This window comes from Methylomonas fluvii (assembly GCF_014850975.1).
GTDB lineage: Bacteria > Pseudomonadota > Gammaproteobacteria > Methylococcales > Methylomonadaceae > Methylomonas > Methylomonas fluvii.
Map to the genome: position 1 here is coordinate 1,066,599 of NZ_JACXST010000001.1, position 18,354 is coordinate 1,084,952.

The following is an 18,354-nucleotide window of genomic DNA, read 5'->3' on the forward strand; positions in this document are numbered from 1 at the left end:
GCTGCTAAGGCAGGGTATTGAATAGTAATCGAGGGCGAGTCCGTGGTGATTTAGAAAGCTGAGATTCAAACATTATAGCCTTGCCGGTGAATTAACCAGATTACTAGCTTTCAAAAAAGCCGGGAATCTCCAGTAATCTGGCTTTTTTTGTAATATCTTGGTTTGGAAGCACTAAAAGGTACGGACCAGGCACTCTTTCTTTCTCGGTATAAGTTCTAAATTGACTTCTGTGATTATGAATTGTAACCAACCCGTTTCCCGGATTTCTGATTTCATACCCAAGATCGTAAACTAATTTGACAATTTTATTGTCACAACCGGGCTTTCCGAGATTAAAATTCATTTCCTCACAGGTTAAAACCGGAGCTTTAAAAATCCAAGCATCTTGAGAGGTACCTTTCTTAAAAGGGGCTGGAATCCATTGCTGTTGATGCAATACCAACTCCCATCGGGTTAAAGCGATAAAAACCTTATCCAAGGAAATGGTATTAAAAAAACAAATATCTTTTGTAAATATAATGTCGCCATTTGCGACGATGCAAATTTTTTCTTTTAAGTTCTCATTGCAATAGTTAAACAACTCATAATAGGTCGGTCGTTGCCTGGATCGATTGATTATAATTTTCCCGCATGCCATATCCAGCTCGGAGCCATCCGAAATAAATACATGGACTTTTTGAATTAAATCATTCGCGATATTTTTTTGGAGGCAATCAAGGTATTCTTGATGTCTTTCGTCATTGTTTGGATTGAAATATTCAATTATCAAATTCATTGATATTATCTTAGTAACTGCGTTTCATCGCTGTAAACGCTTTTTGACAAATTCGGAATTTAAAATAACTTGATAAAATAGTCGGTGAAAGCATGCTGAATAAATGTTGTAATTGGCAAGCAGAAAATTTTAAAGAAAATAGGCCAAATATTTTCCTGATTACCCACGTACCTCAGCAACTTTGAAGCATCCCGCGAGCCCAATGAAAACTTTGGCACTATGTTGTTTATCGCGCATCAATTGCCAAAAAACTTACATCTCGACGCAGTTGTCCGCAATGGTGAAAATATAGCGCTGGTCGCCTACGAAAAACAAGAGACGTTGGAGGCTATCAGGAAATAGGTGGTTACTAAAAACCTTATCGACATATCAAAGAGAAGTGCCATGCCGACTGTCAAAAAATCTGACAGTTATTTAATCACTGGGAATGGGGATAGCTTGAAAAACACAAATATTTATAAATTCATAAACAATTGATTGAATACTATTTTTGATAAAATGTAAGCAATGGCTTACATTGATCGCGGCAAAAGTAAGTGTCGAATTGTTTTACATTCAACTTAATTATAGAATAATTATATTTCAACATGCTTGGCGGGGCATTGAATCTAAACACTCCAATCGGACTATGTTTTGTTTGAGGTATGCCTTTGTTTTCGTCCGAAATTCAGTTAGATATTGGATGCAGGTATTTGTATGATGAATTTTTCTATTTACTTTCGCCGTACAATGCGAAATAAATTGGCGCAATATTTGCTTGCATATTGCAAGGATCAAGAACTATTTAAATCTAATAACCAATTTAATGAACAAACTAAAGCGAATGGATTCGATAAAAGTGATTACGCGAAGGATCGGACTTAGACTGATATCTTTCCGCAGACATTCGATATACCTCAGCAGACCACAGACCGTACAAGCGCAGTGCGTCAAAATACATCTGGAGAAAGCATTCGGTAAGCGAATCATTACCGGGAGCTGCAAGCCTGATGCGATGGAAGCTTTTAATGGTCGCTATTTTTTCAATCTGCCCGGCCAGCGCTTACTAGTCAATTTCACGCAGGAACAGATGATCATCCTGAGTCAGACTTTCAAATCGCTTAGAGAATTGGTTTATCAAAATCTGCTACAAACCCGCTTCAAACAACTGCTGTATCAAGTGACGCTGAAACTGGACAGTAACTGCATCCGCCTGGACTTCAGCGCACTGGAAGCCACGCTAAGCCAAAACATCCAAACCAATTCGGTGGAAGGCATCACCGACCTGATCGAATTCACCCGCTCCACACAACAGCAACACCAGGGGGCGGATTTTAAGGCTTGGAACATCCTGGGAGACGCTCTGCGCATTCAAACCGTCATGCCGGAGTTACAGCGGGTTTTCGATACTTTCAATGTTCGCGTCTCCCGCCGCCTGGAAAGCGACGGCCAAAATGTGCTGCCCGAGAATGAGCAAGCCGAGACCTTGTATGGGGTAACAATCTCAAAGACTCTGGCGATTACTGCCCTGGCATCTGCTTCGCCAATCGATAACCAGGACCATCCTTCCAGGCAGTTAGCCGCTTGAAACATCAGCGCACCTTAAAAATCAGGCAAATGCCATAGCTGGTTTGTGAAATACCGCATCTAAATGATGAGAAAAAGATGAAAGTCGCCGTATCACACCGACGCAGCAATGGCCCCGCTATAGTTCTGAATAGGACATGACAGAGATTTATATGAATTTGAATAATGCAAAACAAACAGCAATACGGCGCAATGCCCGCTGGTTATTACGCCTTACGGTCTTGGAAATAACTATATGAAAAAAGCTACAAAATACGATTATAAATTCCCCCTCCCATACCCACAAAGAAAGTTAACGTTAATGTTAATGTTTATTCTAATTCCAGTTATTGGCTTGGTAGGAAACTCCGCCTGTTCTAAGAATAAAGACGAAAATATTTGGCCTCCTGTGCCGCCAATAGAATTGCCTTTTGATGTGAAAAATATAGGAAATAAGGTCGAAACTGAATTTCAAATTATTGACGATTCGCATCAGTTGTTCGCTTTAGATCTAAATTATTTATTTAAAGAAAATGATCAAATTTCTAGAAAACGAGTCTGGGAATTAGCTGGAGGAGAAGGTGGTTGGATAGATGCTCCAGAAAAGGCAAACATACCAATTGAAGATACTGAACGTCTCTATGCTGGAAAATGGCTTCCAGATAAAAAACTCCAAGCGGCTGTTCTTTCTATAAAAATTACTGTCTATGCAATTAATGGTACCAATATAAGCCCTATTTTTCATAGAGATATTGATACACATAACATAGGCTTGAGCTCATTTGGAGCATCGCATCTTGAAAAACAGCTTTTGGTTTTGCCATTGAAAACAGGACACTATAAAGTTGATGTTGATGTTCTATCGACATCTTCAGAGTTAAACCAGACTCCAATTACTTTCAAAATTACATTTCCACACGGTGGAAAATAGGGAGATAACTGATGTATACAGTAACTATTTATATTGCAGGTCCAGGAATACCTCTAAGAAATGATGGAACAGGTAGCCCTGGATATTCTACTGTTGGCCACATGTGGTATGAGATTAGTGATGGAAGTGGAGAAACAGGATTAAGTTATGGTTTCGCTCCTGACGAAAACCATCATGGTCAACCATTTGCTCCAGGGCAGAGATACAAAGATGATAGCTATAACTATCTAGATCACGATTACAGCAAAACTATTGAAATTTCCCAAGAGCAATATGACGCTCTGAAAGCATTTGGAGAAAATCCATCTGGTTCTGATTTCAATATGGATTATGACGGTTTAGATAACAGTTGCATCGATTTCACGTGGAAAGCATTGAGCGTCGGCGGACTAAATCCAATTGGATACGAAGGTTTTTATTGGCCGACCTGGAATGCACCAGAAGTTAATCTTATTGTCGATGCTACTGTTGCGGCAAATTTATATAAAGATTTAATAATATCCACCATAAATGCTAGTGGAGAGCATTTTATAGAAATAGCCGATGAGCTCAGCAAAGTTTATGATCGGCAGAAAGAATTAAGTCCTGGTGCCAATGCCAATACACCGGATTCTATTTTGGATTTCTTACAGAGGACTACGGAAACCGCCAATGCCGTAGTTCAGGAATATTCGTCTGATGTCATTAGCCAACTCAGCAAAATCTATGATCGGCAAGTTGAGCTTAATGCAGGTCAAAATCCTAATCTTCCCGCATCTCTTTTGGATTTTTTGTCATCGGTGGTGGGTAAATTTAAGAATGACCTGCTAAGTTTTATCTTCACCAATCCGCTTTATTTGATGACTCCGATTGGGGCAATCGCAACATTTTTCACCGCCGCCCAAGCCTTCGTTCCCCGCCGCGACCCCTTGGTGTTGGATCTGGATGGCGACGGCGTCGAGACCACCGGTATCGGCAATGTCTATTTCGACCACGACGCCGACGGTGTCAAAACCGCCTCCGGCTGGGTCAAGGCCGACGACGGCCTGCTGGTGCTGGACCGTAACGGCAACGGCACGATAGACACGGGCCGTGAGCTGTTCGGCGACGGCACTTTACTGGCGAACGGTAAAGCCGCTGCCGACGGCTTCGCGGCATTGGCGCAAGAAGACAGCAATGCTGACGGCCGTATCGATGCCTCAGATGCCCGCTTCGCCGACTTACGGGTCTGGCGCGACCTTAACCAGGACGGCGTCTCTCAAAGCGGCGAGTTGTTCACCTTGGCCGATCTGGGTATCCAGTCTATCGCGCTCGCCCACACCACCGTCAACCAGGCCCTAGGTAACGGCAACCGCCTGCTCGGCCAGGCCGATGTCAACCACAATGACGGCTCGACCGGCAAAATCGCCGAGATCAACCTGGCCGCCGACACCTTCCGCAGCCAATTCAGCGAACCCGTGCCGCTGGCCGAGGGCGTTAGTGCCCTGCCCAACCTGCAAGGCGCTGGCAAAGTCCGCGACCTGCAGCAAGCCGCCAGCCAGTCCACTACGGTCAACGCACTATTGACCCAATACAACCAAGCCGCGACGCGTAGCGAGCAATTGGCGCTGCTGGACCACTTGCTCAGCGCCTGGGCCGATACCGCCGGTATGGCCAACAGTATGGATCAGCGCGACCCTGCGCACTTCCGGGTTCGCTACGACAGCTTCGGCAACGTCAGTCGCAGCAGTCATCTGCTGCCGGCAGCCGCCGTGACCGCCAACGGTGGCACGCTCTCGCCCGACGGCGCCAACGACGCCTTCGTCGATGCCGACTACAAAGCCCTGATCGCCAGCTGGAATCAAAAGATTCATGTGCTGGAAGCCTTTAACGGCCGTTACTTCTTCAACCTGCCGGGACAAAACCAGCCCGGCAGCTCAGCCATTCTGGGCTTATCCACCGACTACAGCTACCGTCCAGCGGTGGGAGAGCCTAGCCAGCGCCTGCTGGTCAACTTCGCCCAGGCCCAGCTATACGCGCTCGATCAAGGTTACTCCGCCCTTAGAGAAACCGTCTACCAAAACCTGCTGCTGCAAACCCGCTTCAAACCCTTGCTGGACCAAGTCGCCCTCAAACTGGACGACAATGGTATCCGCCTGGACTTCACGGCACTGGAAACCACCCTAACCGAAAAGGTGCAAACCAACCCGGTCGAAGGCATTACCGACCTGATCGAATTTACTCGCTCCACACAACAGCAATTCCAGGGGACTGATTTTAAGGCCTGGAATATCCTGGAAGACGCGCTGCGCGCCAACCCTGTCACACCGGAATTGCAACAAGTTTTCAATACCTTCGGCGTCCGGATCACTGCCGCCGGTATCACCCGGCTGGATGGCAGCGGGGCTGCCGACATTCTGCTGGGTGGCGACCAGGCCGATACCCTGATCGGCAACGACGGCAATGACGTCTTGCTGGGTGGTGCTGGAAACGACACCCTCTACGACGGCAACGGCGATAACATCCTGATGGGCGGCGGCGGCAACGACCTACTCCAGGGCGGCTACGCCAAAGACCGGCTCGACGGCGGTAGCGGTGATGACACACTAAAGGGGGGGCGCGGCGACGATGTCTACTTGTTCCGGCGCGGCAGTGGCCAGGATGTGTTAAGTGATGGCGACGGCAGCAACGTATTGCTACTGGAGGGACTAACGGCCGCCGACATCCAGGTCGAGATGCTAGGTCGTGTGGAAGTAAGGCTGCGCATCATTGACACCGGCGAAACTTTAACCATTCAAGCGAATAGCGGATTTAACGGCTGGTGGAACGCCTACAATAACCCCCGAGAATTGATGCGCCGCTCAATTCCTGCCATTCATTTCGCCGATGGCACTGTATGGAATGCGGATGAACTGCTGCGGCATACCGTGGCGCAACCGACCGAAGGCGACGATGTTATTCAGGGCAGTTATGCCGCCGATACCATCACAGGCCTGGGCGGTAACGACGAACTCCACGGCGGTCTTGGCAACGATAACTTGAGCGGCAATGCCGGCGATGATTTGCTACTGGGAGGATCGGAAAACGATACGCTAGATGGTGGTGCCGGCGACGATACTCTGGTGGGGGGCGATTACAGCGTCAACTACTACACCAATATCCGCTACTACGGAACCGAATACGATAATGGCGCCGATACCTACCGCTTCGGGCGTGGTAGTGGTCACGATACCATCATCGACTATGATAACGCTAGCTTCAATGTCGATAGATTGGTCTTTGCGGCTGACATCGCGCCGAGCGATGTGCAAGTCAGCATCAACGGTTTTGATCTGGATTTAGGTATTGCCGGCAGCGCTGACCGGGTCACGATCCAGGGATATTATTACTATAACGAAAACACCGTCAGTCGGATCGAGCGCATCGAATTCGCCGACGGCACGGTGTGGACCGAAGCCGAGCTACGGGCAATGATCTTGGCCGGCAGCGATCAGGACGACACCATTCCGGCTTTTTTTACCGATGACATCATCACTGGCCAAGCGGGTAACGATCACATAGACGGGGGGCAAGGTAACGATCAGATAGAGGGCGGCATCGGAAGCGACCACATTGAAGGAGGCTTTGGGGACGATATTATCGATGGCGGCCAGGGTGACGACACGATCACCAACCAGATACCCTACTGGTATGGCAGCAGTAGCGGCAACGATACCTATCTATTCGGCCTTGGCTCCGGTCACGACACCGTGCTGGATACCGATTTAAAACATGTCGACACCGATACTGTCCGCTTTCACCCCAATGTAACACCGAGCGATGTGAGTATTTTGCGCGTAGCCAATAATCTGGTGTTGAGCATGGACAACGGCGCGGACAGTCTGACTATTCAGGATTGGTTTGCCTTCGATCGCGACGACAACAAAATCGAGCGCGTCGAATTCTCCGATGGCACGGCGTGGGATATTTCTTACCTGGAAAGTCATTTGAGTCTGATAGGTACCGAGTCAGACGATTATCTTAGAGGCGGCCGGCAGGGCGAAAGCTACGAAGGGCTAGCCGGCAACGATATGTTGTTCGGCGATGGCGGCGATGACACCCTGCGCGGTGGCGACGGCAATGATAGAGCCTACGGCGGTTACGGTAACGATAGTGTGTATGGCGATGCCGGCAATGACATTTTGTACGGCGAAACGGGCAGCGACATACTGGATGGCGGCAGCGGCGACGATATGCTTTACGGCGGTAGCCAATGGTCCACTAGCGAAGCAGGTAACGATATTTATCTGTTTGGCCGGGGATACGGGCACGACACCATCATCGATAGCGATGCCTCAATAGGTAATAGCGATACCATCCGTTTTGCCATCGATATTCTCCCCTCTGATGTGCTAGTCAGGCATCGCGGTAACGATCTCAGTTTTGTTATTCAGGAAACCGGCGAAACATTAACCGTCAAAAATTGGTTCAACCCACAACCGGGTCGGGAAGCCGCTAACCTGATAGAGCGTATCGAATTTACCGACGGCACGGTATGGACGGCTGCCGATGCGGTTGCCTTTAGTTTGATGGGCGGCTCCGGCGACGACGACATCGTCGGTTACGCCACTGGCGATGCCATCACCGGCTTGGCAGGCAATGATCGGTTGTTTGGCGAAGCCGGCGACGATGAACTGATTGGCGGCTCCGGGGATGATACTTTATCGGGGGGCCTAGGTAATGACATCCTGGACGGCGGTGCCGGCCAGGATGGCATGACTGGCGGTGTCGGTAACGATGGCTATAAATTCGGTTACGGTTATGGTCGCGACTCGATCTCGGATGCCGGAAGCTACGATGATATTAACGATTTCATCACGCTAGACGAGAGCGTGATTCCCACCGACGTGCGACTCAGCCGCCAAGGGAATAATTTGGTGCTGACTTTGCAGGATTCGACGGATGTTTTGACGGTCAAAGACAGTTTTTATTCAGAACTGAATCAAATCGAGGAAATCCGCTTCGCTGATGGCACGGTCTGGAACCTTGACGTCATCAGGCAAAAAGTGTTGCTGGGTACCTCAGCCGATGACGAGCTGTTAGGGTTTTATACCAATGATGTTATCACCGGCGATGCCGGCGACGATATGTTGGACGGTGCATGGGGCGACGACACGCTGAGCGGTGGTCTCGGCAGCGATCTGCTCTATGGGGGTGGCGGTAACGATACTTACCTGTTTAATCCGGGCGATGGGCATGATGTTATCGATGAAGACGATGGGACGGATACTATAGGTCTTGGTACCGGCATTGCCACAACTGATGTCGCGCTGTCTTTCGACGGTAACGATTTATTGATCGGTATCGCCGGCGGCGCCGATAGCTTGCGTGTCATTAACTTTAACTATGGCGGCTGGAATCAGGTCGAGTTTTTGCAATTTGCCGACGGCACGCGCTGGAATGTCGATACGATAACCTTGTTAGCCAGTATTGCGGACAACAGTAACACACTGCTCGGTACCCCGAATGCGGATATTCTGGCAGGTACAGATGGGGCGAATATCATCATTGGCCTGGAAGGCGACGATACGCTGTTCGGCGCTGCCGGTGGCGACGAAATCTATGCCGGAGACGGTAACGACACGCTGAACGGCGGAACGGGTAATGACGAGTTGTACGGTCAAGCCGGTAACGACACGCTACAAGACGAAGGTGGCGCAAACTGGCTCTATGGCGGCGAAGGCGATGACGTATTGCAAGGCGGCGCAGAAGAAGACACCTTGTATGGCAATAACGGTAATGACCAGCTACATGGCGGCGCCGGTCGCGATAGGCTGTATGGCGACGACACCTATGGTACGCCTGGCAATGATGTCCTAGCCGGTGGGGCTGGCGACGACGAACTCGTTAGCGGTCGCGGCGCCGATACGTATATTCTGAATCGCGGAGATGGCTTCGATCATATTCTGGCTGAACCGTTCAGATTTAGCGACGATGCTGTGGTATTCGGACCCGGCGTCAGTGCCGCCGATTTGTTGGTGCAAATCCGCGATGCGGGTTCGTCAGGGTATGGTGGTGGCTACGGTGGGTACGGCGGAGGTTATGGTAGCTCTTACGGGGGAAGTTACGGCGGCGGATATGGTGGCGGTTACGGCGGCAATTATGGAGACGGACTGTTACTGGCTGTTGGCGTGGGCGGTAACGACGGTCTGTTGCTGGAATTGCAAAGTTATTACAGTGGTATCGATTACGGTGGCGGTTATGGTGGTAGCTATTACAGCTTCTATACCACGCTGCAAGATTTTGAAGTACGCCGTTTTGTATTTGCCGACGGCACTGAACTGACATTGGGCGAGGTTTTGGCACGGGCGGATGCTGGGGTGATAGGCAATCAGTACGGCAACAATGCGAACGAATTTCTGTTAGGTAGCGTGGCCGACGACGAGATTTATGGCTATGACGGTATCGATAAGATTGATGCCCGTGCCAATGAAGACATTATTGTTGGCGGTTATGGCGATGATGTCATTGCAGCCGGTTACGGCGACGATTCGGTTTACGGGGATAGCGGAGACGATATCATAGCGGGTGGACGCGGCAATGATTATTCGTATGGGGGTGACGGTAACAATACGTTTGCCTTTAATCGTGGTGACGGCGACGATTATCTGGATACCTATGCCAATAATGGAGCAATCAATACCCTAACGTTCGGCGTGGGTATTAATCCCAATGATATTTCCGCGACGGTGGATGCTCAAGGCAATTTGGTATTGCTGCTAGATGGCGGCGCGGGGGGTAGTATCACTTTACCTTGGTTCCGGGTGTGGGATGGTTATTCAGTACCTGAAGATCCGGCGGTTGCCCGGTTACAGTTTATTGATGCCGAGGGGCATGCACGTATTTTCGATTTGGCCGGACTGGTTGCGACCCAGGCACCGGGACTGATTTCGTCAGATCGCACGCAGCCACTCGCCATTTTTCATAATAACGCCTCGGAATTCGAATTGACGGGTACGGCTGCCCCAATGGGCGGTGGTTATGCGGTAGCGTATGCACAAACTGATGATCTATTTGGCACGCCTTACTACGCCAACGGCAATATTGGCACCGATGGCGATGACCAAATTCTCGGCAACGAGAACGACGACATCGTGGATGCACAGGCTGGTAACGATGTGAACGCTACGGGTTCCGGCGACGATATTATTGATGGTGGTGCCGGCGATGACAGGATAGAAGCGGGTAGCGGCGACGACCTCTTGATGGGAGGAATCGGTGACGATACGATTTTGGCTGGTTCAGGCGACGACGACATCAATGCCGGACCGGGTGCCGATATTGCCGAAGGAGGGGAAGGTAACGATACCTACCACTTTAATGTGGGTGACGGTGATCTGACTATCATTGACGTAGCCGATGGCGACGGCAACCGTTTGATATTCGGTGAGGGTATAGATCCCGAGTCATTGACCTTGTCTTATGACGATAAGCTCAATTTGGTCATCAATACCGGCGCCGTGGGAGATATTGTCAGATTGAGTGGATTTACCCATGACTATCCCGATGAAGACAATGCGGTGGCCATTTACGAGTTTGCCGACGGCACTGAGCTTACTCATATCGAGTTACTGGCACGTGGTTTTGATTTGACGGGAACGGATGCGGACGATTACGTGGATGGCACCTTCCTGCAAGATCGTATCGTGGGTGCGGCAGGCAATGACTTTATAGTCGGCAGTCGGGGTAACGACACATTGCAAGGCGGTAACGGTAATGATGTTTACGTGTTCAATCTTGGCGATGGCATCGACACGATCACCGATTTGGCAGGTATCGATTCGGGTAATGAAATACGCTTTGGCAGCGGTATAACCCAGAGCGACTTACAGCTGAGTCTTGAAGATGATGTGTTAACAATCCACGTCGGTCCTTTCGGCGATCAAATTCGTTTGACCGGTTTTCAAGCGGCCGATCCTGAAGTCCTAACGCCGATTGAGCGTTTTCAGTTTACCGATGGATCGAGTTTGGATTTTGCTGAGTTACTGGAGCTCGGTATAGAAATCGTCGGCACACCGAATAACGATGAACTGACAGGTAGTAATCAAGCAGATATTTTCCGCGCTCTAGCCGGTGACGACACAATGGACGGCGGTGCCGGCGACGATGTCTACCTGATCGGCACCGATGAAGGGACGGATAGCATTACCGATTCAGCCGAAGCCGGTGCCGGCAATACCTTGGTGTTTACCGCCGAGGATTTTGATGGTGACGCACTCGAATTGAGTCTGGATGCTGGAACGGGTACGTTAATCCTTGACTATCCGGATGCAGACAATCAGGTTCGCCTATCCGGTTTCAATCGCAATGATCCATTCGGTGCGCATGCCATTGAGCATTACCAGTTAGGTGCTTCAGGACCATTAGTCAGTTACGCGGAGTTACTTGCACGCGGCTTCGATATCAACGGCACAACAGATAATGATGTGCTATTTGGCACCGCCACCACTGATCGAATATTCGGCTATGAGGGGAATGACCGTATTGAATCCGGTCCAGGTAACGATACGGCCGACGGCGGCGCGGGCGACGACAGCTATCTGTTTAATGTAGGTGACGGGGTGCTAACCATCGTTGATAGCGCCGAAATGGGTGCGGGCAACCAATTGGAGTTTGGTGCGGGTATCACACAGGAAGATTTGATCAACCATTTGCATTTCGAAGCTCCCACTAACGGCGAGCCGGGTTGGTTCATCATCCGTGTGGGAGACAACGGCGATGAGGTTCGTCTGCAAGGTTTCGATCCCAATGATGTCGAAAACAGCCCACGCGCTGTGGACAGTTTTCGATTTGCGGATGGTAGCGTAGTGGATTTTGGACAGCTGGTCAGAAGTACATTTGTCATACAGGGTGATCAAAACGGGAATACTTTAAGCGGAACAAACCTGGGCGACCGCCTGTATGGTTATGAAAGTGTGGATAGTCTCTATGGCGGTGATGGTGACGACGTGTTGACCGGCGGAAGTGGCGATGACACCCTACTGGGTGGTGCGGGCCGGGATGCCTACGTCTTTAACCTAGGTGACGGTATCGATACAATCCACGACGCCTTGCTGGATGGCTATGCTAATACCTTAAGTTTTGGAGAGGGTATAGGGCCTGACGATCTGACACTGGTGCGCGACGGCACTACGCTGACGGTGTCTTATGGTAACCAAGGCGACGCAGTGCGTATTCTCAATTACGATCCTAGCGGCGTATTTGGTAGTCAAGTCATAGATCGCTTCGAATTTGCCGATGGCGGGGCATTGCCGATTGAAGCCGCGCTCAATACCGGACCGGGCGTCGGTGTGGTATTGGCCGAACATATGGCTTGGGAAGATCAGCCGATACACTATCAAGTGCCAAGCGATCTGTTTGCCAATGCCAATAGCGCACTGATTTTGTCGGCCACCTTGGCTGATGGCAGTGCGTTACCGGCATGGTTGCATTTCGATCAAGCTACCGCGACATTCTCCGGTACGCCGGCAAACGAACAAGTTGGCAGCTATGCGATTCGGCTAACCGGTACCGACGCTTTCGGTGCGACGGCGGAAACGCAATGGAATTTGGCTATCATAAACGCCAATGATGCACCAATCGTAGCAATTGACCCCAGCGATATTGTCGCTACTCAGGATCAAATGTTGACATTCACTCTGCCTGCCACGACTTTCGTCGATGTCGATCAGGGTGACCATTTGACGTACTCTGCCACGTTGCTGGATGGTTCAGCGCTGCCTGGTTGGTTAGCTTTTGATGCCGCATCGCTGAGCTTTAGCGGTACACCTGCGAATGCCGATGTCGGTAGCTTGGCTATTCGGCTCGCGGCCACGGATACATCCGGCAGTCATGTAACAGCCGATTTTGCCGTCAACGTGACGAACGTAAACGATACTCCGATATTGTTAACGCCTTTCGCTGATCAAATCGCAACCCAAAACCAGCCGTTTTTATTCACCCTACCTCCGGCGTCCTTTGTGGATATCGATGCCGGCGATACGTTAAGTTTCAGTGCGACGCTGATTGACGGGCAGCCTTTACCGGCTTGGCTGAGCTTTGACGCTCCCACACAAAGTTTCAGTGGTGCTCCAGGTAACAATGAAGTTGGGACATACTCGATCAAACTGTTGGTGAGCGATTCGGCCGGAAGTACTGCGGAAGATAGCTTTGTGCTAACCGTGCAAAATGTGAATGACGCGCCTTTCCTCACAACCCCGCTGATTAATCAGACAGCAACTCAGGATCAAGCTTTTCAATACACACTGCAGGCCGACAGTTTCGTCGATATAGACGCAGCAGATGTCTTGAGTTATTCGGCGACCTTATCCAATGGTGCCGTATTGCCAAGTTGGTTGACGTTCGATGCGGCGTCTTTGAGTTTTTCCGGTACCCCGGCGAATAGTGATGTCGGCAATCTGAGTATCCGTTTGACAGCCACCGATTCAGTCGGCGCTAGCGCGACGGCTAATTTTGATCTCGCTATTGCCAATATCAACGATGCACCGATACTAGTGGTCCCGGTTCTCGATCAAGCGGCGCAGGAAGGTGTTGCTTTCGCTTATCAGATTCCGGCAAATGCCTTTATGGATATCGATGCGGGTGACTCGCTGAATTACGATCTAAGGTTGGCCGATGGCAGCGCATTGCCGAACTGGCTAAGTTTCGACAGTACATCGCGTACGTTAAGCGGTATGCCCGGTGCGCTGGATGTGGGTATCGTGTCGCTCCGTATAGTAGCAAGCGATGCTGGCGGTTTATCGGTAGTTGATGATTTTGTGTTGAATATCGCGCCGAATGTGGTGCAAGGACAAATTATCAATGGTACCGACGGCGACGATATGCTCATCGGAACAGCCGGTGACGATACGCTCAACGGTAAAGCGGGTCGGGATTGGCTGCAAGCAGCTTTAGGGGACGATACCCTGCTGTACTCAGTTGATGGCCGCTGGACCGACGATCACGAAGATCATGAGGATGACGAAAACGACCATCATCATGGATATGACGACGGCGAGCACTCATGCGAAGACGAATCCGAGCAGAGTACCAATGTTGGTAGTCCAGGATATCAAGGCACCGCTGAAACTGCCAGTCTGGCGGAGCGAAATCGGAGCTACGATATTTACAATGGTGGCGCCGGATATGACATCCTGAAGGCTACTTCGGGTAGCGATGCTTTATTGCTGGATGATGATATCAGTCCTTACCCCGCTGGCCAGATAGGCCCCCGATTGCTCGGAATCGAAGAAATTCAAATGGGCGGTGGTGACGACGTGGTCGATTTGACTAGCCGCCGCTATGGATATGGTGACATCAAAGTCGATGGCGGTAGCGGCAAAGACATAATCTGGGCGTCAGCCGGCAACGATCTTTTGCTGGGTGGTGGCGGTGACGATCGCATTGATGGCGGTGCTGGCTATGATGTATTGCAAGGCGGAACTGGTAACGACCAACTATCCGGCGGGTTCGGAAATGACCTTTTGCAGGGGGGCTACGGCAACGACAGCTTACGAGACATTAATGGTCACAATTTGATGGATGGCGGAGCCGGCGACGATGACTTGTCTGTCTACGGTAATGCTGCCGTTGTAATTGGTGGTATCGGCAATGACGAATTGGAGCTGTCCGGAGGCAGCAACGTGATTCTGTTCAATCGAGGAGACCGGTCGGATACGCTGGATTCCACAGGCGTGCGGGACGATACCTTGTCGCTTGGCGGCGGTATTCGCTATAGCGATTTAAAATTCCGTAAGAATGGGGGTGATCTGGTATTGGACATGGGTAATGGCGATCGAATCAAATTCGAGGATTGGTATGATGGCGCCGGGCATAAAACGGTTCTCAATTTGCAGGTAGTGACAGAGGCCATGACTGGATTTGATCAAAACTCAGCCAATCCGCTTATGGATAACAAAATCGAAACGTTTGATTTCACTGGTTTAGTCAATTCCTTTGATGCTGCTAGAGCGTCTAGGCCTGGTCTTTCCAGTTGGGCGCTGAGTAATGCCTTGAGCCAATTCCACTTAGGCGGTAGCGATACCGAAGCCTTCGGCGGCGACTTGGCTTATCAGTACGGCAAAAATGGTAGTTTGAGCGGTATTAGCACTAGCGCCGCGCAAGAAACCATTGCGGCACCTGGATTGGGCACACAAACCCAAACTCTGCATTCTCTATCCAGTTTGCAAGAAGGGATGACGAAGTTAGTGTAAATCAGGTCACGGGGTGGCGTAATGCAGTTTTCCGACTGCTTGACGGCACCCCAATACTAGGATCTTCGTGTCTTTCAAAATAAATGCTTCCTGTGTAGGTTGCCAGGGGCATATGGATAGCATTGCATGAGTCGCATTTTTTTTGCTTGGGAATTGGGCGCAAATTATGGTCACCTAACCCGCCAGTTACCTATCGCTCTGCGCATGAGAGCGAAAGGCCATCAAGTGTTTTTTGTCGTTCGAGATACTACTGTGGCGGCGAATTTGCTTGGGCCGCATGGTCTTGCGTTTACCCAAGCCCCGCTTGATACCAGTGATAAACGCTTGGTTAGACCCCCTGCCAATTATGCCGAAATGCTTTTGGCGTCTGGCTACAGTGAACATGCAGCGTTGTGGGGAATGGTGCGGAGCTGGTTGAGTCTGATGAAAATGTTCAACGCGGATATCATCGTGGCTGATCATGCGCCTACTGCGCTATTCGCGGCTCGATTGGCCGGGTTACCCTCTACAATCGTTGGCAGCGGTTTTGAAATCCCTCCGAATTGCTCGCCATTGCCGTCAATCAGGCCGTGGGAAACCATAGATGACAATAGGTTATGTCGATCTGAAGAATGTGTTTTGGAACGACTCAATGCCATTGCTACAGCCTTAGGTGAGCGGACGCTAAGCCAAATCTCGGAACTATTCGAAGATGCTGGCAAGATATTGGCAACTTTTGGGGAACTCGATCATTACGGAATGCGCAACGGTGAAAACTATACCGGGCCTATTTATCGTCGTGATGCCGGCCAAGCAATCGGTTGGTCCACAAAACACAACACACATATATTCGCCTATTTACGACCTAGCGTACCCGGTTTCGAGGCCTTACTGACGGCCTTGTCCAAGCTGTCCGCCGAAGTTATCGTCGTTGCGCCGGGTATTCGACGTGCACTAGCTGAAGAGCTCGTTACACCGCGTTTTCAGGTATTTTCGCGACCAGGGCGCTTAGATTCTAAGCTGCTAAAATCCACTGATATTGCAATAACTTACGGAGGCATCGGTACAGTCAGCGCCTGTTTGTTAGCCGGCATTCCCTTGTTACTCGTTCCGCAAAATATCGAACAGTATTTGATGGGGCAGTGTATTGAGAACTTAACGGCTGGTCTTGTAGCCAAGCAATGGAGAACTCAGGGGCATTTCTCTGAATTGTTAGAGCGTTTGCTTTGCAATCCGGTTTATCGGCAGAACGCCATTGATTTCGCAAACCGCTATGCCGATTTCAAGCCCCATCAAGCCGTCGATAAATCGGTGCATTTAGTAGAGACGATATTGTCACGCCGCAGTATCAGTCAGGTTAAGGTAAGTTCATCAGGGCCTGATCAATCGCTAACGCCACCCATAAAATCGATTCACTAGTCCTAATTTAGCTATGTTTTTATGAGCCACATCAATCTCAATAATGCGCCCGGCAAACCCGCTACGAATAGCGGACAACTATTGGATTTTCAGCCTGGTTTATTGCGGATACAACGGCAGCCACCGCATCCAATGGCCTGTGTAGTGCTTTATTCACTACTTATTCTATTGGTGTTTCTGTTGGCATGGGCGGCGTTTGGTGAACTCGATATAGTCGCGGTGGCCGAAGGCAAACTTGTACCCAGTAGTTATCTCAAAATTGTTCAACCAGCGGAACAGGGGATCGTCAAGGACATTTTAGTGCAGGAGGGCGAAAGCGTAGAAGCCGGCCAAGTATTAATGCGCATGGATGCCGTATATTCAGATGCTGACCGTAAAACACTGACTAACGATTACCATAGCAATCGCCTCGCACTGCGACGTATTGATGCCCAATTGTCCGAGCATCCGTTGCAAAAAGATGATCTCGATCCACCGGAACTGTACGGCCAAGTTGCGTCACAATACGCAGCTAATATCCATGCCTACCGCAACGCACTGTCGCAAGAGCGTAGCGTATTGGAAAAAGCCCAGCATGATTTGACGGCAGCAGAGCAAGTCAAAACAAAATTAGTTCAAACCTTGCCGCATTACCGTGAGCAGGAAAACGCATTTGAACAACTCGCTAAACGGGGATACGGGGGGCGCATCCAAGCCAATGAAAAAGTCCGTGAACGAATTGAAAAGGAGCAGGATTTATTGACCCAAGCATCGGTGATACAGGCAGCGAAAGCGACTATCACTCAAAGCCGGACGCATATTGAACAGATTACCGCCGATTATCTACGTCAACTACAAGCCGATAGGGTCGATGTCTCTACAAAATTGGAAAAGGTACGTCAGGAATTAGCAAAAATCGAACATCGAAACGAACTACTCGAACTCAAGGCGCCACAAGCTGCTGTAATCAAGGACCTAGCGACGCATACCATCGGTACGGTTGCCTCACCGGGCACCATCCTTATGACGCTGGTACCTATAAATGAGAACCTGCGTGCGGAAGTATGGGTTACCAATGAAGATATTGGCTTCATTCGACCTGGACAACCGGTTAAATTGAAACTCGCGGCGTTTCCATTTCAGAAATATGGTCTGGTGGAAGCAAGCATTAGTCATGTCAGTGCCGATGCCGTAGATAAACAATCTTCGGATGGTATGTCTCAGCCTGCTGAAAAAAACAATAAAACCGCAGTTCCATTGGCCTATAGGGCATTAGCTGATTTGAGAGCTCCTTACCTGGAAAATGAAGGGCAACAGCATTTACTGACAGCTGGTATGCAAGTCTCCGCAGAAATCAAACTTGGCACTCGTACGGTATTAGAATATCTACTTTCGCCGGTACGTAAAGCCTTTCACGAGGCGGCCCGAGAACGCTAACATTCAGATTGCTCGTGGTCTACAGTTGATCAATGTGTTGGGAAAGCGCTTAGTTGGTATACCCGTTTATAAACAACCGCTAAAATTCATGTCAGCTTTTA

Annotated in this window: 6 protein-coding genes; 5 read left to right on the plus strand and 1 reads right to left on the minus strand. The window is 49.9% G+C overall.

What is annotated here, in order from left to right; translation table 11 throughout:
- Positions 1-103 precede the first annotated feature (103 nt).
- Complete coding sequence (locus EBB_RS05055) at positions 104-775, minus strand: hypothetical protein (protein WP_192392747.1); 672 nt, start codon at positions 773-775, stop codon at positions 104-106.
- Positions 776-1,769: 994 nt separating this feature from the next.
- On the opposite strand from EBB_RS05055, the gene EBB_RS05060 reads away from it, so the two are divergent.
- The 5 genes from EBB_RS05060 (at position 1,770) to EBB_RS05185 (ending at position 18,253) form a co-directional block, all read left to right on the plus strand.
- Positions 1,770-2,342 (plus strand): hypothetical protein, encoded by a 573-nt coding sequence (locus EBB_RS05060; protein WP_192392748.1) that lies wholly within the window; start codon positions 1,770-1,772, stop codon positions 2,340-2,342.
- Positions 2,343-2,576: 234 nt separating this feature from the next.
- Positions 2,577-3,251, plus strand: coding sequence for a DUF5625 family protein (locus tag EBB_RS05065; RefSeq protein WP_192392749.1), 675 nt, complete (start codon positions 2,577-2,579; stop codon positions 3,249-3,251).
- A 617-nt stretch (positions 3,252-3,868) separates the two neighbouring features.
- On the plus strand, positions 3,869-15,439 hold the full coding sequence (locus EBB_RS25785; RefSeq protein ID WP_223146800.1) for a putative Ig domain-containing protein: 11,571 nt from the start codon (positions 3,869-3,871) through the stop codon (positions 15,437-15,439).
- A gap of 126 nt (positions 15,440-15,565) precedes the next feature.
- Positions 15,566-16,837 (plus strand): glycosyltransferase, encoded by a 1,272-nt coding sequence (locus tag EBB_RS05180; protein ID WP_192392750.1) that lies wholly within the window; start codon positions 15,566-15,568, stop codon positions 16,835-16,837.
- A 21-nt stretch (positions 16,838-16,858) separates the two neighbouring features.
- A complete protein-coding gene (locus EBB_RS05185) occupies positions 16,859-18,253 on the plus strand; it encodes an HlyD family type I secretion periplasmic adaptor subunit (RefSeq protein ID WP_192392751.1) in 1,395 nt (464 codons plus the stop codon).
- Positions 18,254-18,354 lie beyond the last annotated feature (101 nt).

What these genes read in the sequence shown, in the direction of transcription:
- EBB_RS05185 (WP_192392751.1), top strand. Translation starts at nt 16,859, where the DNA reads ATGAGCCACATCAATCTCAATAATGCGCCCGGCAAACCCGCTACGAAT.
- EBB_RS05180 (WP_192392750.1), top strand. Translation starts at nt 15,566, where the DNA reads ATGAGTCGCATTTTTTTTGCTTGGGAATTGGGCGCAAATTATGGTCAC.
- EBB_RS05060 (WP_192392748.1), top strand. Translation starts at nt 1,770, where the DNA reads ATGGAAGCTTTTAATGGTCGCTATTTTTTCAATCTGCCCGGCCAGCGC.
- EBB_RS05055 (WP_192392747.1), bottom strand. Translation starts at nt 775, where the DNA reads ATGAATTTGATAATTGAATATTTCAATCCAAACAATGACGAAAGACAT.
- EBB_RS05065 (WP_192392749.1), top strand. Translation starts at nt 2,577, where the DNA reads ATGAAAAAAGCTACAAAATACGATTATAAATTCCCCCTCCCATACCCA.